This window comes from Polaromonas sp. (assembly GCF_039932935.1).
GTDB lineage: Bacteria > Pseudomonadota > Gammaproteobacteria > Burkholderiales > Burkholderiaceae_C > Polaromonas.
Genome location: NZ_JBDTPB010000145.1, coordinates 196,711 through 212,060, shown reverse-complemented (window position 1 = coordinate 212,060; position 15,350 = coordinate 196,711). Strand labels below are relative to the sequence as shown.

Annotated in this window: 22 protein-coding genes; all 22 read right to left on the bottom strand. The window is 61.9% G+C overall.

All coding sequences use genetic code 11. The features are described from left to right. Positions 1 to 17: 17 nt before the first annotated feature. Positions 18 to 500, bottom strand: a complete 483-nt coding sequence (locus tag ABI546_RS22810) for a hypothetical protein (protein ID WP_348050538.1) — start codon at positions 498 to 500, stop codon at positions 18 to 20. 68 nt (positions 501 to 568) lie between these two features. Next, the gene (locus ABI546_RS22805; RefSeq protein WP_348050536.1) at positions 569 to 1,846 is read right to left on the bottom strand and encodes a N4-gp56 family major capsid protein; all 1,278 of its coding nucleotides are present in this window, start codon (positions 1,844 to 1,846) and stop codon (positions 569 to 571) included. Positions 1,847 to 1,900: 54 nt separating this feature from the next. Further along, positions 1,901 to 2,995 carry a hypothetical protein gene (locus ABI546_RS22800; protein ID WP_348050534.1) on the bottom strand — a complete coding sequence of 365 codons (1,095 nt, stop codon included), beginning with the start codon at positions 2,993 to 2,995 and terminating at the stop codon, positions 1,901 to 1,903. A 125-nt stretch (positions 2,996 to 3,120) separates the two neighbouring features. Next, positions 3,121 to 3,444: a hypothetical protein gene (locus ABI546_RS22795; protein WP_348050532.1), complete on the bottom strand. Its 324-nt coding sequence runs from the start codon at positions 3,442 to 3,444 to the stop codon at positions 3,121 to 3,123. Between the two features lie 13 nt (positions 3,445 to 3,457). Further along, complete coding sequence (locus ABI546_RS22790; RefSeq protein ID WP_348050530.1) at positions 3,458 to 5,731, bottom strand: hypothetical protein; 2,274 nt, start codon at positions 5,729 to 5,731, stop codon at positions 3,458 to 3,460. A 9-nt stretch (positions 5,732 to 5,740) separates the two neighbouring features. Next, positions 5,741 to 7,312: a terminase gene (locus ABI546_RS22785; RefSeq protein ID WP_348050528.1), complete on the bottom strand. Its 1,572-nt coding sequence runs from the start codon at positions 7,310 to 7,312 to the stop codon at positions 5,741 to 5,743. Then, positions 7,309 to 8,007 (bottom strand): hypothetical protein, encoded by a 699-nt coding sequence (locus ABI546_RS22780; RefSeq protein WP_348050526.1) that lies wholly within the window; start codon positions 8,005 to 8,007, stop codon positions 7,309 to 7,311. Before ABI546_RS22780 ends, ABI546_RS22785 begins: the two co-directional genes overlap by 4 nt. Positions 8,008 to 8,179: 172 nt before the next feature. After that, positions 8,180 to 8,458 carry a hypothetical protein gene (locus ABI546_RS22775; RefSeq protein ID WP_348050524.1) on the bottom strand — a complete coding sequence of 93 codons (279 nt, stop codon included), beginning with the start codon at positions 8,456 to 8,458 and terminating at the stop codon, positions 8,180 to 8,182. 104 nt (positions 8,459 to 8,562) lie between these two features. Continuing rightward, the gene (locus tag ABI546_RS22770; protein ID WP_348050522.1) at positions 8,563 to 8,826 is read right to left on the bottom strand and encodes a hypothetical protein; all 264 of its coding nucleotides are present in this window, start codon (positions 8,824 to 8,826) and stop codon (positions 8,563 to 8,565) included. Next, positions 8,823 to 9,236 (bottom strand): hypothetical protein, encoded by a 414-nt coding sequence (locus tag ABI546_RS22765; protein WP_348050520.1) that lies wholly within the window; start codon positions 9,234 to 9,236, stop codon positions 8,823 to 8,825. Before ABI546_RS22765 ends, ABI546_RS22770 begins: the two co-directional genes overlap by 4 nt. Next, positions 9,229 to 9,522 (bottom strand): hypothetical protein, encoded by a 294-nt coding sequence (locus ABI546_RS22760; protein ID WP_348050518.1) that lies wholly within the window; start codon positions 9,520 to 9,522, stop codon positions 9,229 to 9,231. Before ABI546_RS22760 ends, ABI546_RS22765 begins: the two co-directional genes overlap by 8 nt. After that, positions 9,519 to 9,851: a hypothetical protein gene (locus tag ABI546_RS22755; RefSeq protein ID WP_348050516.1), complete on the bottom strand. Its 333-nt coding sequence runs from the start codon at positions 9,849 to 9,851 to the stop codon at positions 9,519 to 9,521. Before ABI546_RS22755 ends, ABI546_RS22760 begins: the two co-directional genes overlap by 4 nt. Positions 9,852 to 10,046: 195 nt before the next feature. After that, the gene (locus ABI546_RS22750) at positions 10,047 to 10,613 is read right to left on the bottom strand and encodes a Gp49 family protein (protein ID WP_348050514.1); all 567 of its coding nucleotides are present in this window, start codon (positions 10,611 to 10,613) and stop codon (positions 10,047 to 10,049) included. A 45-nt stretch (positions 10,614 to 10,658) separates the two neighbouring features. Then, complete coding sequence (locus ABI546_RS22745; RefSeq protein ID WP_348050512.1) at positions 10,659 to 11,081, bottom strand: hypothetical protein; 423 nt, start codon at positions 11,079 to 11,081, stop codon at positions 10,659 to 10,661. A gap of 148 nt (positions 11,082 to 11,229) precedes the next feature. Continuing rightward, positions 11,230 to 11,490: a hypothetical protein gene (locus ABI546_RS22740; RefSeq protein WP_348050510.1), complete on the bottom strand. Its 261-nt coding sequence runs from the start codon at positions 11,488 to 11,490 to the stop codon at positions 11,230 to 11,232. Beyond that, on the bottom strand, positions 11,487 to 12,314 hold the full coding sequence (locus ABI546_RS22735; protein ID WP_348050508.1) for an MmcB family DNA repair protein: 828 nt from the start codon (positions 12,312 to 12,314) through the stop codon (positions 11,487 to 11,489). The genes ABI546_RS22740 and ABI546_RS22735 overlap by 4 nt, the downstream gene beginning before the upstream one ends. After that, complete coding sequence (locus tag ABI546_RS22730; RefSeq protein WP_348050506.1) at positions 12,311 to 12,595, bottom strand: hypothetical protein; 285 nt, start codon at positions 12,593 to 12,595, stop codon at positions 12,311 to 12,313. The genes ABI546_RS22735 and ABI546_RS22730 overlap by 4 nt, the downstream gene beginning before the upstream one ends. Continuing rightward, on the bottom strand, positions 12,592 to 13,113 hold the full coding sequence (locus ABI546_RS22725; protein ID WP_348050504.1) for a RusA family crossover junction endodeoxyribonuclease: 522 nt from the start codon (positions 13,111 to 13,113) through the stop codon (positions 12,592 to 12,594). Before ABI546_RS22725 ends, ABI546_RS22730 begins: the two co-directional genes overlap by 4 nt. After that, positions 13,110 to 13,319 carry a hypothetical protein gene (locus ABI546_RS22720; protein ID WP_348050503.1) on the bottom strand — a complete coding sequence of 70 codons (210 nt, stop codon included), beginning with the start codon at positions 13,317 to 13,319 and terminating at the stop codon, positions 13,110 to 13,112. The genes ABI546_RS22725 and ABI546_RS22720 overlap by 4 nt, the downstream gene beginning before the upstream one ends. After that, positions 13,316 to 13,819, bottom strand: a complete 504-nt coding sequence (locus tag ABI546_RS22715) for a hypothetical protein (protein WP_348050502.1) — start codon at positions 13,817 to 13,819, stop codon at positions 13,316 to 13,318. Before ABI546_RS22715 ends, ABI546_RS22720 begins: the two co-directional genes overlap by 4 nt. Continuing rightward, positions 13,816 to 14,343 carry a hypothetical protein gene (locus ABI546_RS22710; RefSeq protein ID WP_348050501.1) on the bottom strand — a complete coding sequence of 176 codons (528 nt, stop codon included), beginning with the start codon at positions 14,341 to 14,343 and terminating at the stop codon, positions 13,816 to 13,818. Before ABI546_RS22710 ends, ABI546_RS22715 begins: the two co-directional genes overlap by 4 nt. 3 nt (positions 14,344 to 14,346) lie before the next feature. Further along, positions 14,347 to 15,324: a DUF1376 domain-containing protein gene (locus ABI546_RS22705; RefSeq protein WP_348050499.1), complete on the bottom strand. Its 978-nt coding sequence runs from the start codon at positions 15,322 to 15,324 to the stop codon at positions 14,347 to 14,349. Between the last annotated feature and the right edge of the window lie 26 nt (positions 15,325 to 15,350).

Sequence of the window (15,350 nt, the reverse complement as noted above, 5' to 3'; positions counted from 1 at the left end):
TTCTATTCGCCCTTCAATCAGGGAGGGCCGTTCAAGATGCCCTCGACAAAGATGTCGAGCACGCCGGCTTCGGCGTTACTTGCCACATCCCAGTCAATGACCAGGTAGGCATCCTTGGGCAGCGTGACGGGTGCAACCGCCGTGTTGTTGGCACGGGTGCGGCCCAGAGCGTTCACGGCCAGGGCCGCGGCGAAGTAGTCCGCATCCTGCGGCACCGCGGTGTCATCGACGCCGTCGACGTATTCGAAGCCCACCTTGGCCGTCGCGGTCGCCGTGAAGGCGTTTGAGACGATCATGAGAGCGTCGATCAGCTTCATGCCGGCGGGCAGGACGCCCACGCGGATCTTGTCCGCTGCGGTGACGGCCGCCGTCGAGTCCGAGTCGGCAATGGCGCCGGTCGAGGTGGAGGTGACATTGAACGGCAGAGTGGTGAGATTGCCGTAGGGAGTGCCGCCGAACTGCGGCTGCGTCAGGATCTTTTTCTTGGTAATGGTGGCCATGATGGGCTCCTAATGTTGCGAGATTGAGGTGGGTAAGCAGACCGGTGGGTGCCGGCCTGCTATGTCGCTTACTGACCGGCGATCTTCACGACGGTGTCGATGGCCATCACACCGTAGTCGGTGATCTGCTTGCTGTCGCCGTGGTCGATTTCGAAGCGGATCTTGCTGCGGCCGTTGATGGCGCCTACCAGCAGTTCCAGCTTGTCGCCGTGGTCCAGCTCCTTCTCGCTCCAGAAGAACGGGTTACCGGTCTTCACGTGCTTGCCCCAAGCCTCGGCAAGTGCCTGGCCGCCCAGCAGGATGGCGCGGTCGACAGCGTAGGTGGTGCCGAACGAAGCCGGCACCAGGTCGGTGGTGGTTTCCGTTTCGGTCGTGTACGAGGCGCACCAGTTGATGGCGTTTCCGGAATAGAACCGGATCGGCTTGGGCATCTTCACGATCAGGATGCCGTTCCACAGACCGGCCTCGCCCATGAACAGCGGGTTCTGGCCAGCTTGCTGGGCACGAGCCATCGCGTTGGCCTGCAACGAGCGGAAGCCCGTCGACTGCACAAACGAGGTGTACTGCTCAGACGACACCAGCAGGACGCGCAGCGGGGCATCGCTGGCCATCTTGTCGCCCTCGAACACCACGGGTGGCGGTGGCAGCGGCATCGAGTCCAGGTAGGTGCGCAGGCCGTCGACCACGTCGGCATTCATGACGTCGGTTGTGGACAGCGTGATTTCATTGGCCGACGCGGCGATGGGCTCAATGCCGCTACCGGTGGACATGAAATGACGGTTCTTCGACGGGGCCTTGACCGGGTTGATCATGATCTCGGCGAAGTCGACATCGGAGGCCTTCGGCACAGCCCATTCGATGTTGTCGTGGAAGCCGCGCGCGCCTGCCATGTGAACCAGGATTTGCTGATCGCTCAGGCGTGCCATGTAGCTCTCACCCAGGGCCCGGCCCAGCTTGCGCAATTCGTGCGGGGTGCGCTGCTGGGTCATGGTGTCGCCGGCTGAAATCGGGTAGCGAGCCTGGTTGATGCGCAGGCGGTCCTGCGAGAAGCTCATCTTGCGACCCAGGCCCTCAGCGACGTGACTGCCCATGATCGGCTTGCCGCCCATCGGGTTGATCAGGTCAAAGGTGATTTCGTCGCCGGCCATCTTGCGAAGGTCCATACAGCGAACGATGGGCAGTTCGTTGGACGACTGCTTGCGGATGGTCGACTCGGCTTCGTCCTGTTGGGGGAACTTGCCGGTCAGGCGGTTCATCGTGGTGTTCCGCTGCATGTTGGCGGCAAACAAGCCAACCGACTGCAACGTAATAGCCTGCGGCGAGCCGTAGGGGATATTGGTGGGCATGACAAAACTCCTTCAGAGGGACCAGCGCTGCCATCCCGGCAGTGCTATTGATGGTTAGAGAACCTTGTTCATCAGGGCCATGATCTGTTCGGGGCTTTTGCCTTCGAACTTCGTCATTAGCCCTGCACTCGACATGTCCAACATCGCGGCGGCTTCATCGTGGTGCGCTGCACTGCCTGCCGGGATCTCCGACAGACTGGTGGGCGCAGCCGAACCGGCTTTCGCAATGACCGCTTTCGCGGCAGCCGCAGGGTCCACTTTCGCGGGCACTACAGCCGGAGTCGTTCCCGTGGCCCCTTTGTAGGCAGTCAGCAACTCCACGACTTCCTCAGCAGTCCCTTTTTTCAACACGTCCGCATAGGCGGTACGCACAAAAGCAGGCTGCTTCGCTATCCATTGCTGCATCTCGGCACTCTCAGCAACGGCCTCAAAGTCGGGATGCGCCGCGGCGATGGTCGAAAAGTGCTGATCTGTAGCGGCGTCAACATGCTGCTTCTGGATGGGTGCCAGAGCAGACGCAAAACGCGCCTCCAGGTCCGCTGTGATGGCCGCTGTTTTGGCTGCCACAACCTTCTCGATGCCATTCGCAATGGCCTCCTCGGAGTAGTCGCCGTACAGCTCGGTGTTCGTCGCCGGCGTTGCCGCTGGCGTTGGTTCCGCTGGGGCCGGTGCTGGGGCAGGAGCTGCAGGAACCGTTTTAAGGCGCTGCACTTCTTGCTCCAGCTCGGCGGCCCGTGCTGTGGCTTCTCTTGCCTGATCTCGCGCTTCGGTCAGCTTTTCATACGGGATGGTGTGAAGACCATCCTTGGCCAGGATCACCTTGGGCTCGTGGCCTTCGGGTGGATCCGTGACGACTGGCGCCGGTGCGGGATCAACTACTTTCGCGGGGTCCACATCGGGTGCTGGTGCTGATGCGGGAGCAGGTGCAGCGGCGGGCTCGCTGCTTTCCGGGGTTTTCCCGGTATCGCCCTCGGGCAGATCTAACATCTGCGCCATTTGCTCGTCGGTCAACAGACCATCAACCTGATGCTGCAGGTAAAACTCTTCTTGATTCATTTCGTTCCCTTGCCACATATCGCCGTGGCCGGCTGAAGGGTTACTGTTACGAGTCGGGGGTCGAAACCCCCTTCTCTCCGTCTTGTGGGACATGCGCCCCTTCACAGGGGTGCGGAACGAACTGTGCCGATGGGTGTTTAGGCTGTAAAACCTTAGTGGGGGTATCGACAAAGAAAAAGCCCGCGCGCGGCGGGCTTTCTGTGGCGGCCAGGGCACGATCAAAGACTGAGATTGGCGGAAACCTTGGCACCGGTGCCGGTCAGCGCGGACGACACCGCGCGGATGTACGCCCATGGATAGTCGACCGCCTGGGTCTTCGTGTCGGCGTCGTTTCCGGTAAGCGACAAGGCGGCGCCGATGGTGCTCCAGTTCACGCCATCATTGGAGCCCTGCACCGTGACGGTCGCGGTCACAGCGCCCGAGCCTGTAATGACCGCCTGGACCATGCCGCGGCGGGCTTCATTCCATGGGCCTTCGTAGGGAGTGCCGGTGGTCGCGGTGCCAGGCTTCAGCAGGGTTACGGATTTCACTGTGGTCGACATATCAGCTCCTTGGTTAAACGGTGTTGTCAGCGGGGGTTGCGGTTTCGATACCCGACATGCCGTCGCCGGCGGTAGCCGGGACGGGTGGCAGCTGCGGGCTCGTGTTCTGCTGCACGGCCGGGCCCTGCCCTTGGATATACGGGTTCTTCATCTGCACGGCGGCGGTCTCGCCAGCAATCGGGAAGTTCGGGTCATCACCGCCTGGTGTCGGCGCCTGGTAGCCAGCTGCCTGCATGACGGCATCGGCGATGGGCGCGATCTGCGGCATGGTGGCCACCTGCACGCCGGCCTGCATGGCCGCATACGACGACTGGACGCCGTTCTTGACAGCCTCCGACACGAGCTTTTGAATCTCGGCCATCAGCTTGTCCGGGTTGTATTTCAGCTCCAACTCCCGTTCCCGTAGACCGTGGTCGCTGCGTTCGAGGGCCAGCTTGACCGCCTCGTCGATGCGCGTCTGGACCTGCTCCGGCGTGGCCTGCTGCTGGGCGTTTTTGATGTCCTCGATCAGCTCGTCCCGGTTTGGCACATCCATCAAGCTCATGAGGTGCGGCAGCGCCACCACCTGGAACTCCTGCGGCATCGATTTGAAGGCCTCCGACATGGCCGCCAGCTGTTGGGTGCGAAAGCTCGGCGTGCTGGGCACGTCGTTCATGGCGACCTTGAGGCGCACGCGCTGGACATCGTTGGACAGGTACTTGATGCCGGTGTCAGGGTCAACCTGGGGCACATTCAGCTCCACCGTGCGATCCGGGCGCAGCGCCGTTCCCTTGATCACCACCTTTTCCTGCTTGCCGATCATGTCCTGGATGATCAGCGACAGCAGCAACTCGCCCACTTTGGCCCGCCCGAACTTGAAGTTGTCCATGAGGGTTGCCAGCGACTGGGTGGTCTGCTCGACCTGGGTGGATTCCTGAACGCCGGACGTCGCGGTCCCCGTGGCGCCCTTGAAGCTCGGCGTGATGCCGCTGCAGCGGTCAATGCCGCTGCGAGAGTCGTTGAGCAACTGGAACTGCTGTTGGTTCAGCTCGAAATCACGCTCGACCTTGAACACAGCGCCAGGTTTGGCCATGGCGACACCATTGAGCTTGATGTCCGCATCCACGCGTGAGACTTGCTGCCGGAACTGCTCATCGGTGTAGTCCACAACACCAGTGGTCCGCGTTGTGCGCGTGGCCGACATCCCCCAGCGCAGCTTGCTGATCAGGCTGTTGACGTTGTCCTGCAGGTAGATCATGCCGCGCACCACACCGAACGGTACGCCGGTGCGGTCCTCGGTCTTCCCGATGAACTGAACATAGGGGAAATCGTTGTGTGCGTAGGGCGTGGGGCCGTCGTAGAGCCTGTGCGGGCCCATCCAGAAGCTCACATACATGCGCGCGACCACCGCTTTGGTGGGCTTGGCAAACCCCTGGGCCACGGCAATGACGTGAGACGCGAGCTTGTCGTTGTATTCGATGACGCGGCCGTCTGGCAGCTTGATGACAACCACTTCGATCCAGCGGCGATACCAGACCTCGAACAGGCAAACACGGCCGCGCTCGGCGTCGCGCCACTCCTGCTCCTCGATGCTCCAGCCGCGTTCATCTTCCCAGGACATGGCCAGTGCCGTGGACGTACCGCCGTCGATGGTCGGTTCATAACTGCCGGACCAGCGCCCACTGCAGCGGTCTATCAGGTCGGAAAAGATGGGAAATTTCAGTTTGACCTGTTCGGTGTCGGTCCAGCGGCGGCGCACCAGGTAACGCGCCTTGGGCAGGCCGGGCTCACGGTCCAGCATGTCCCAGAAGATTTCATTGCGGTGGATGGCTTTGCAGCGGTAGGGGAACAGGAAAGGGTCGGACTCGCGCGCCACTTCCACCCAGCCGATGCCTACGCACAGCTGCGGCTTGAACGCATCGGTGCAAGCCTTGTCGGCACCGCTTTGCCGCTCGGCCTGGTTGACCTTGAAGTTAAGGGCGGCGGCCACGTCGTCATCGGCTTTGTCGCCATCGGCGGTGATACGCCAGTCGGTGCGCGTCTTGGCTTCCAGGCCGGTCACAGCGTCGACGGCAGGGCCGATCAACGGCTCGATCGCAGGTGGCATGCCGATCTCGCGCTGCTTCTGCAGGATCTCGCTGTCCAGCTGGTTGCCGTCCACGTAATCCATTTCCTTGTCGGCCTTGGCGCGCCAGGCCGGCTGATTCTGGATCTCATGCAACCACGTGGTGTATTTGCTCAGCGATAGACCGCTTTGCCCAGGCTGATCCTCATGGGTCATCGTTTCGGGGCTCATTGAATTGATCATGGGTCGGTCCTACATGCGCCAGTCAGGCGGTGGCGGTGGTGAAAACTTGGCATTGCGGTGGCCCAGGGTGATGAGGCCGCCCTCTTTGGCTTGAGCCCACTGGCGAAGCGCATCGGCACCCTCACTGCAGCCGTTGCGCTTGTCGGGCTCGTCGATGAATTTCTGATCAGCCTGGCTCCATTTCTTCTTGTAGCCATCGATACGCGCGATGCCGTCGGCGGTGCCGTTCTTGTCAAAGAACACGCCTTTCAGGTGTTTGCGGACCTGCTCGATGCCGTTGATCAGCTGCGTGATAACGGGGACGATCACGGTGTTTTCGACGTTGAGCGCGTTGAGCATCTCCTCGGTCGACTGGTTGGTGTCGGACAGGCGTTTGTGGGCGGCGTCGTGTGGCAGGAAATGCTTGTTGTAGATGTACGTCCGCTCCCTGAGCGCGCGAACGTAAAAACCCAAGCTCTCGTTGTGGGCCTCGAAGTAGTCGATGAACCGGTCTTCGCCGTTGACTTCCTGGTGAAACCAGATGGCACACCCGTCGCTGCGGCCGATGTCCCAAAAGGTGTTGACCGGCACATCCAGGACCGGCACATCGCGGATCCCGCCGCGCTTGCGCAGCGCCAGCATGTCCTTGGCGTAGTAGTGGCCAATACCGGACACCTGAAAGGCTTCTTCCGGGGTGCTGGGGTACTCCTGCCACATCTTCGGGTCGGAGCCCAGCAGCGTGCTGTCTCGCGTCTTGACGTACCACGCACGCTGACCAAGGTCGAGCTTGCAGCTGCAGGTCTGCTCGATCTGATCGAAGTAAAGGGCGTCCTTGTCGGAGACGTGCACGCCGGCCGGGTCCATCCGGTATTCGTCGTGTTGCCACCAGGCTGTGAAGTGCAGGCGGTAATCCTTGACGGTCAGCGGCAGCTTTTCGGCAACGAGCTTCTGCGCCTTCTCGACCATGTCAAAGAACGGCCCCTCGCGCCCTTCCGCCGTGGACTCGACCACGATAATGCCGTCGTCTGGCACGGACGGCAAAGACCCGTTGATGACCTCGCTGGCCTTGATCGGGTACATCGCGGAAATCTTGCCCATCTCCGACACGTGGAGGCGGTCGATGGTGCCGGATCGCATGCTCGTGGCCACGCGCACGCTGCTGTTGTTGTGTTTGAACAGCAGTTCGTCGGCGGCGTCTTTGAGCAGCGGAAAGCGCTTGCGCACCTGGTCGGGCAGCTGGTCGTAGGCGTACTTGACCTTGTCGCGGAAGATGGCTTTGGCGGCGCCCTCATCTTGCGCCACGATGCCGCAGCGCTGGTCGGGCACAAACAGCGCGTGGTCAAGCCAGAGGATACAAATCAGGGTGGTGATGCCGACTTGGCGCGCTTTGAGCACCACGTTGCGATTCCACATGCGGTCGATGAACCTGCGCTGGGCCCGGTTCATCTTGAAAAGCATTTTCTTGCCGGGCACCAGCGCCGGATCCTCGCCGGGCTTGGGCTTTCGGGTTTTCACCAGTATGTGATACAGGTTGGCCAGCCGCCATTCGGGGTCGGCCAGGCACAGGGCCAGTTGCTCCTCGTTTGACGGAATGGCGCTCATGTCGCGTGGTCCACGTCATCAGCCACAGGCTGGAACGTCCGTGCCTTGAGGTTTCGCAGCAGCGACGAGAGCGGGTCATCCGGATCGGTATCGGCGTTTATGCCGTAAGCCTCGCGCTCCAGCGATACGAGGCGGGTGAGCGACTCGACCAGCGCCTTGTAGGTCACCGTGCGGCTGCCAAGCGCCAAGGCCTTGTTCAACGATTCGCCCAGCTTTGCGCGGAGGGCCTTTTGCTCGGCGTCTGGCAGGTCAGTCAGCGCGGTGCCTTTGGGAACGCCTGCAAGCAGCCTTTCAACCTCCTGCAGCAGCTGCGGAGCCGTGGTCTGGGCTTCGACCTCGGCGAACAGCTGCATACCCAGTACACGGGCCCGGGCGATGTCCGTGCGGTGACTGATCTGAACCTTGGCGACGTCGGTGGCGGCGCGGTCAATGATGGCCGCCGAGGTTGCAGTGGTGGCAGTTGACACCATGCCTGTCACCATGGACTGTGCAACCATGGCTTCGGCCTTGGCCTGGATCTTGGCTTTCAGGTCGCGGGGCACGCCAAGCTTGTCGAAGTGCTTGATGATTGCTGAGCGGCTGCAGGGTATTCCCGTCGCTGCGGTGTACTGGGTGGCGAGTTGGCCGGGGCTCAAGATCCCAGCGCGCCAGCCGGGCTCGATGCGCTCGTAATCCACCTTTTTCGGCGCGGCCATTACAAAGCCCTCCCGGAGGGTTTGCCGTGGCCGAAGGTTTCATTGGGGGTAGTGCAGGCTGTCATAGGCGCCGATGATGCTGAGAGGCGGCCTATAGGTCTAACCCTACTGGGGGGAACAGGGGGCGTGAAAAAGCCCGCGCGTGGCGGGCTTGGTGCGGAGTGTCAACCGGTCAGGTAGACGGGCAATGGCGCCATGAGGCTGAAATCACGGGGCGCTCCCGTTTGACCAGGCGCAGGATGAAGGCCTTGGCGCGGATGATCATCACGGCCGGTCGGCCCAGGCCTTCGCCTTGGCTACCGGCCAGCTTGAAAGCATCGAGCACCAGATTCTTGAACGCTCGCCCGGTGGCAATGACTAAGTCAAAGACCGGGGCGGCGACAAAGGCTACGGCTGCGACGCACAAAAGTGCAGCGGACAGCAGGAACGAGGCGAAGCGGGAGCTTTTCATGGGATTCCTTTAGGTTTGCCGTGGCCAGTGGCGAAAGGGCCAATCGAGAGGTGCCCATCTTGCCGGGCGGGTGCTTTTTCTCAATCCAAAGTGGGGGTAATGGGCTACCAGTGCCTGCGGTGGCGGTTGTACTCTTGCTTCCACTGAGCGCCGCGCGGTGCCGGGGCCTCGGGTTGGCTGGGCACGGCCTCCCCCACCATGCCGATGGCTGCCTGGACCACATACCCAACCGGAAGGCGCCCCCAGCGCGCTATGGCCAAGTCGGCGGCGCACTGGGGGATGATCCACGGGCCCGCGCGGCCGTAAGCGTCCAGGTCGGCCAGTTCCTGGTCGAGCTTGTCCTGACTGGGGTTGGGGGCGGCGGTCATCGCATCATCCCGAAGGCCATGAGGACACCCGCCAGCTGTTTGGCCAGCGCCAGCTGCTCGCGGGGCGTCAGGTTCGTGCAGATGTCATCGCCTATCTCGATCTTGAGCCGGCCGCGGCTGAGCGATGTGGAGCTGACGTTGCGGTCTGGCGTTTGGTCGACTGGCTCAAAAACGCCGTTGTACAGCGCCCGGATCATGCCGTCGTTCTTGAGGCGGTCGACGTGGTCATCCACGATGCTCATCTTCAGACCCGTCAACTCGGCTATCCGGGACCGGCTGGCCATCTTGTTGTGGTCGCTGAGGTCCGTGATGGTCTGCAGGATGGCCTCGCGGTTGCTACGCGCCTGTCTGTTGGCCTGCACCTCCTCCTGGTCGGCGATGGGCCTGGCTGGCATCAGGGTTTTAGACACGGTGTGCTCCTTTCAAAAGGTCGTAGAAATCGTCGTGCGGGTGCATAAAGATGGGGTATTTCTGCATGACGACAGGCGGAATCTGAATACTCGGCGGCGCGGTCAGGATGATGCGGATGCCATGCCACTCCCCCACCTCACCCACAAACAGTGCGCCGACATCCGGGCCGCTCGCCATGTCGAGGCCAACGAAGGACGCAGCTGCCAGGTCGGAGATTGCCGTGGCCACGGCCGCGGGCGCCAGACGGGCCGCCAACATACTGGCCAGAAAGCTGCGGCGGTTCATGAGGTCGCTCCTGAATTGATAGCTGCTTGCGCCCTCGCCGCATGGGTTAGAGCCTGTTTTTCAGCAAGAATCGCCAGATCGTCATCCAACCAGTACGGCAACGTCGCCGGCCACCAGCCGCGCCTGCGCACTTCTGCGCGCGCGTGGGCAGCCGCGCGGTCCTCAAATGCCCGGCGCTCTTCCCTGGGCAGCGTGCCGCTGGTCCCGATGAACCAGTGGCAGCCGGGAATGCCCGCGCGCGGTCCGCAGCCTGGCCAGCCGCGGCGCACGTCCGTTTTGATCCGCTCACCCTTCCCCTCGTCGCTGTGGCAGAACTGGGTGAAGTCCACGACGCCGCAGCGGAAGCACGGCTGCCTCATAGGTCGAGCTGCGCAGGACGTTTTCTTTGGGCTGGGCCAGCACCAGGTCGGTGATCATGGCCCGCACGCCCCCACTGACCCGCGTAAGGGCGCGTGGCTGCCTCGGCTGCAACTCGCGGAGTTTGAACCCGTTGCCACGGGCCAGTGGGGTGCGGCGCAGCATGGTCAGCTCCCCGCCTGCAGCTTCTGCTCGGCCAGCATGTACACCTCGAATGGCCACGCCTTACCGAACGCATCTTCGTAGGCCCAGCGCTCGCCGGCTTCCTTGTTGAACTCGGTGGTCGGCTGGCACACGCTGCTGCCGGTGATCGTGAAACCGTTCTTCATGATCAGCATGCAGATAGTCGTGCGACCGTCGGGCATGATGGCGTAGAAGGCTTCCTTGATCTTGGAGTCCACGTACTGGGCATTCACTGCCGCCGGCAGGTCGGTGATGAGGGTGTTGCCTTCTTCAAAGGCCTTGGCCGGGCTGAATGACTCGTAGCCGTCGGCGTACATCACGAAATAGCCGTCGACGGAGGGCTTGTGTTTTGCGTACCACTCAGCAGTCACCAATGCCGGGACCAAGCCAGGGTCCCGGGGGATGATTGCCCAGTGGCTTTCGGGAACAGTGGCGTCGACGGTGGTCGGCGAGATCGAGCCGATCTGAAAGGCATGCACCTTCTTGTGCGAACGATAGGCGGGAACCTGCCGTGGCTTGGCCAGGTCCTGTGTTTGTAACGTCGTGTCCATGATTTCCGCTCCTTGATGGTTTGCGCCCAGGGTGCTGCGGGTGCTTCAGCTTTGTTGCTCGGTGAAGGTGATGCCGCAGTCCATGACTCCATACGCTTGGCATGCCGTCAGGAAGTCGCGGTACTGGGCATCGCTCAGGCGTTCGGTGGATTTGCCCCAGGCGCCCGTCTTTGGGTCTTGGGTCAGCGGGCAAAACAGGTCTTTCAGATGCAGCTTCCAGACGGCCGGCGCGTAGCGCACGTGGCGGTCGCTGGTCGGATCCATCAGCCACACCTGTGTGGCGAAGTCGGTCAGGATGGGCCCGTGGAACAGGCCGCGCATGGCCAGGCGGCTTTCAGGGTCCAGTTCCTCCCAGCTCAGGCGCCCTCGCCCGCCGGCGGCCGTGCAGGGTTTGATGTAGTGCTGCCAGAGGTTCAGGGCAGCCAGGTGGCCACCGCGCTGGTCTGCGACGTCGTAGGCTTGCCTCATGACTGATCTACCCCGACAAACACCAGATTGCCGAAGTCGTCGACAACACAGCGCACTTCTGGGCCAATCTGCCGCCACCCATAGTGCTTTCGCACCACGGCCCAATAGCGGTATCCGAAGGGATACAACCTGACAACGCGCATTTCAATCACGGCTTCACCCCACGAATCCGCCCAAGCTCAGCCTGGAACGATGCCCGCATTGCCATGGACGCCTCGGCAGCCATCGAGTCAATGAGCACCTGCACGCGGTACCGGGCAGCGTGCGCGGCCTTGTCGATGTCATAGCCAAACAGGTCGCGCTCATGTGCGGGCACGGGCTGGATGCGTGAGGCGCGCGCACAGACGGGCCCCATCCCCGTCTCGGTCGGCTGCTTCAACTGGCGGTGGCAGCGGGTGCAGACTGTCATGGCGCCGGCTCCTTCACGGCCAACTCCAGACCCTGCAGCAACTCGATGGCACTCTTGAGTCCTCTGCCTTGAAGCCTGTTCGCAAGAGATCGCACGGCACCAGCAAGGGCTGCGGCCGTGACCTTCTCACGGCCCAGTCCAAGCGCGTCACCCAAATCTAGAATTGCCCCATCTAGGTACTGCTGCTCGCGCTCTTGGCTCTGACGCACCCGCTCACGCACGGCGGCTATGTCGGCCTCAACCTTTACCGTCTGCTTGTTCAGTTCGTCAGTGCGGTATTGGTAGTGACTTTCAGCCAACCGGCGATCATGGAAAATGTCGGCAATTTCCTTGCCCCATTTCTCGCGCATCTTGGATTCAATCACCCACTCGCTCGAACTGCGCGGCTTGCTTGGGGCGCCCTTCGAACCAGCTGTGCTGCCGTCCATCAGGAGCTTGAGCCACGTATCCCGCGGCAGGCTGTCCAACACCTGAGCTACAGGCTTGCGCGCCGCGCGCCAGCACGACTCGCTGCGGAGAATGATTCCGCACTCTGCCGGCACCAACTCGAGCGGCACCAGGCCTTTGGGAAAGGCGAACCAGACGGCGTGTCCGAATTTGCGATAGCTCTGCCATTTGCCGCTGGTGACGTCGTGGCGCAAATCGGAAACCGATACCTTGATTTCGTAGCAGTCGGTGCGGAACCGGGAATAGCTCTTGTTGACGGTGAAGACATCCGGCCGCGGGCTGCCCGACGGGCCCAACTGCATGTTGGTCCAGACCATACGGTCGGTGCCGCCCCGAAGGTGTGCGGCAAGATCTTCCTGGAGTTCATCGTGTTTCACGACCGACCCCCCTTGCGCTCGCTCTTCCACTGAGCGACGCAGTCGTCTTCCTTCCACACCACACGTTCTGCTGGCGCCCTCACCCGATGCAAGATTTCGTATGGCGCACTGACAAGCGGCTCGATCAGCTCTTGGCGCTCGACCTGGTCCAGGCGCACCTCGTCTTCGGTCAAAGTCGTGACGCTGAGCCCAAGGCCTGCAATGTGCGCCTCGAGATGGGCGACGAGTACCTGGTGGTGGACGTTGGGCGTGTCCACGATGAGGATGACGCGGCTGGTCATGACGTCACAGCCAGAAGGTCGCCCTGCGGGTTGTTGGCGCGCACATATGGCCGGATCGTGACGACGAGGCACGCCTCGCGGCCGTCGGGCTCCATCACCTCGCCGCCGTCCTTGAAAATATAGAAATCGTCCTGAATGGCGATCTCTTTCAAGCTGTCGTTGAGCACCTTGCGTGCGTTGTCCAGATCCAGGCGCTGCACCGTGTCATCCCAGTACAGGGGGTTGTCGCGCATCCGCTTCTTGTAGTCCTGCGGGCGGCGCGGATACATCAGGATTTGCACCTCCACGCGGCCGGGCAATTTGCTGCGAACGCCCTGCTCAAACAGCAGTGTTTTTACTTGGCTTTTATAGGCCTCGGCTTCTGACGTGACGTAGGTAAGCGACCTGGGGTTGTTGGGGTTGTGCGCGATGCCGCATTGGGGGCATTTCTTGGGCGGCACATCCGTCTTCGGCGTGTACACGCGAGTGGCCCAGTAGCGGTTTGCGCTGATCGGGTATGGCAGAGTCAGGGTGATCATGGTTTTGCCCTCGTGATGGAAGCCGGACGGAGTTGGACGGTCACGGTGTCGCCCACCACCTCGGGCGGCCCGCTGATTTCTTGCACGCGGACGTCGAACACACCGCGGCGATACAGGAAGCTGTCGACCAGCGAGCGTGTGGCTTCTACAAGCCCATGCTGCGGACCGCGGTCATGGTCGATCTCGATGAGGATGAGCGTTTTCACAGCACCCCCACCATCTGCGCGAAAGAGCCCAAGTAATCTCGCCGCGCCTCGCCGTTGCGGATGCGGCCGGCGTGTGACAGGCTGATGTCGTAGGCAGCGCTGATATGTTTGAGCTTTCCGGTGCAGGCCTTGATTTCCGCTACGACTTCCTGAGGAATCACGCTGTTTTTTCGCATGCTCAGAGCCATGTGATGCCGTTGAACCGTTGACCGTTTCAAACCGATCTGGTCTTCGTTGCGGCGCCTCAACACCAGGTGGTCGGGATGAAGGCAATGTGGGTTGCCGCACCGGGGCACGGCGTAGTAGCCAGGATGCACATCGCATTCCGTGGCCAGGGTCCAGACCACACGACGCATTTGCCACTGCACGCGCTCGATGGTGGCCACGGGCCTGTCCATGTGCACGCGCAGGTTCCAGACCAGGCAGCCTTTGACCTTGACGCAGCGCTGCAAGAGGTAACCGAGGCTGATGTCGGGAACGGGCGCGTAACGGCAGCTCATACGCTCAGGCCCCCTTCGTTGATGAAGTCCGCGGCCTGGCCGGGTATCTGGGCCGCGCGCACGCGATCGCGGTATGCCGGGTGGTTCACGTCGGCCGGCGTGCGGCGCGTCTTCATGACCATTTGCACGGCAGCCGTTACCAGCACCTCAAGCCGATAGACCCATGTTTCATAGGTCTTCGCAGGTTTCACAGTCATGTAGGCCAACTGGTCGGCGCTCAGGTACTGCTCGATCCGCGCTTGGCCCTGGACATGGCCAGACACCGCCTCGCGCTGGTTCGATGCCTCGCTGCACAGCGTGGCCCGGGCCCGGTTGATTTCGGCGATCAGTGGCGCCATGTCGTTCAGTACCTGGGTGATGCGCGGCCAGTCGTACGTCGCGCCCACCCAGTGGTGATTGCATACGCCTCGGATCGTGCCCGGCAGGCGGCATTGCTGGGCGCTGCAGAAATAGGTTGTCTTCCGGCTCGGCTCAGGGACGGCGTCGTCGTGATCCTGGCTTGCATCAAATCCGCGTTTGGCCATGGCCTATTTCTCCTTTGGCTTGTGATAGAAACCGTCGCGGATCTTTGCCCAGTTGGTGGCGTTAACCACCCATGCCAGCGACAGTTCGAATTGCTTGTGACCATCCCGGGGCGGCACCCTGCCCATGAGAAAGTCGCTCAAGCGGAAGTACTTGAAAAAGCGGGTCAGCCACACGAGCCCGGCCTCTTCGTTGGGCCACTTGTGTTCGTTTGCCAAAGCCTTCCACCGCGCGCGGAGCATCACGACACGGTTGCCCTCCCACGTGGTGTGCTCGGTGGCCTCCGGCAGGATCTGTGAGAACAAGTCCCGGATTTTTTGATGCGGGCAGTCCGGCGCGGTGTATTTCAGCCCGCTCGGTATTCCGTCGATTACCTTCTGCAGCTCGGCCACCTTCGGGGATTTCCCCGAAGTGGACAAAGAACCGTCAGGTTCTTCAGGTATTGAAGATGGGGATTGGTTACTGGTTACTGGCTTCTGGGAAGCCGTGTTGTCACGCGTGACAGGTGGTGTGACAACTTTCGACGCATCCGGCGGTGTCACGCGTGACAACATCGTTTCAAGGTCGGCGTTTTTAGTGTCGTAAGGTGGCACAACGCCATGCGCCCGCAAGAGTGAAAATAGCTCTTTTCGACGGGCCCTCGCGCGTGCTTGGCGTTCTTTGTCGTTGGTCTTCTTTTCCTCATCTTTGACGGAAGCCTCAGCTTGCGCGGCGTGAAACTTTTCTATGACGGCGTCGCAGGTTTTGTGAGAAAAACCTTCGGGCGTCAGCGTGAAAAACTCGGCCAAAACGCCATCGACGGCGGCGCGCTCAGCTTTGCTCGATGCCTTGGCGGCCTTGTAGACCTTGTCCAGGGCAGCAGGCAGCGCGTGCTCTTTCGTGTAGTAGAAATCGAGCAGCAAGCGGTAGACGCCGTGCTCAAGGGCGCTCAGCGTGGTGGTATCCCGCGCGTAATCGCCAATGTGGTGCTCGTAGTAGTTCACGCGCCGGCGCTCCCCTCGTCGTCGGA

Excerpts from the sequence above, each read along its gene's own strand:
- ABI546_RS22810 (WP_348050538.1), bottom strand. The coding sequence starts at position 500 with ATGGCCACCATTACCAAGAAAAAGATCCTGACGCAGCCGCAGTTCGGC.
- ABI546_RS22805 (WP_348050536.1), bottom strand. The coding sequence starts at position 1,846 with ATGCCCACCAATATCCCCTACGGCTCGCCGCAGGCTATTACGTTGCAG.
- ABI546_RS22800 (WP_348050534.1), bottom strand. The coding sequence starts at position 2,995 with ATGTCCCACAAGACGGAGAGAAGGGGGTTTCGACCCCCGACTCGTAAC.
- ABI546_RS22795 (WP_348050532.1), bottom strand. The coding sequence starts at position 3,444 with ATGTCGACCACAGTGAAATCCGTAACCCTGCTGAAGCCTGGCACCGCG.
- ABI546_RS22790 (WP_348050530.1), bottom strand. The coding sequence starts at position 5,731 with ATGATCAATTCAATGAGCCCCGAAACGATGACCCATGAGGATCAGCCT.
- ABI546_RS22785 (WP_348050528.1), bottom strand. The coding sequence starts at position 7,312 with ATGAGCGCCATTCCGTCAAACGAGGAGCAACTGGCCCTGTGCCTGGCC.
- ABI546_RS22780 (WP_348050526.1), bottom strand. The coding sequence starts at position 8,007 with ATGGCCGCGCCGAAAAAGGTGGATTACGAGCGCATCGAGCCCGGCTGG.
- ABI546_RS22775 (WP_348050524.1), bottom strand. The coding sequence starts at position 8,458 with ATGAAAAGCTCCCGCTTCGCCTCGTTCCTGCTGTCCGCTGCACTTTTG.
- ABI546_RS22770 (WP_348050522.1), bottom strand. The coding sequence starts at position 8,826 with ATGACCGCCGCCCCCAACCCCAGTCAGGACAAGCTCGACCAGGAACTG.
- ABI546_RS22760 (WP_348050518.1), bottom strand. The coding sequence starts at position 9,522 with ATGAACCGCCGCAGCTTTCTGGCCAGTATGTTGGCGGCCCGTCTGGCG.
- ABI546_RS22750 (WP_348050514.1), bottom strand. The coding sequence starts at position 10,613 with ATGGACACGACGTTACAAACACAGGACCTGGCCAAGCCACGGCAGGTT.
- ABI546_RS22745 (WP_348050512.1), bottom strand. The coding sequence starts at position 11,081 with ATGAGGCAAGCCTACGACGTCGCAGACCAGCGCGGTGGCCACCTGGCT.
- ABI546_RS22740 (WP_348050510.1), bottom strand. The coding sequence starts at position 11,490 with ATGACAGTCTGCACCCGCTGCCACCGCCAGTTGAAGCAGCCGACCGAG.
- ABI546_RS22730 (WP_348050506.1), bottom strand. The coding sequence starts at position 12,595 with ATGACCAGCCGCGTCATCCTCATCGTGGACACGCCCAACGTCCACCAC.
- ABI546_RS22725 (WP_348050504.1), bottom strand. The coding sequence starts at position 13,113 with ATGATCACCCTGACTCTGCCATACCCGATCAGCGCAAACCGCTACTGG.
- ABI546_RS22715 (WP_348050502.1), bottom strand. The coding sequence starts at position 13,819 with ATGAGCTGCCGTTACGCGCCCGTTCCCGACATCAGCCTCGGTTACCTC.
- ABI546_RS22710 (WP_348050501.1), bottom strand. The coding sequence starts at position 14,343 with ATGGCCAAACGCGGATTTGATGCAAGCCAGGATCACGACGACGCCGTC.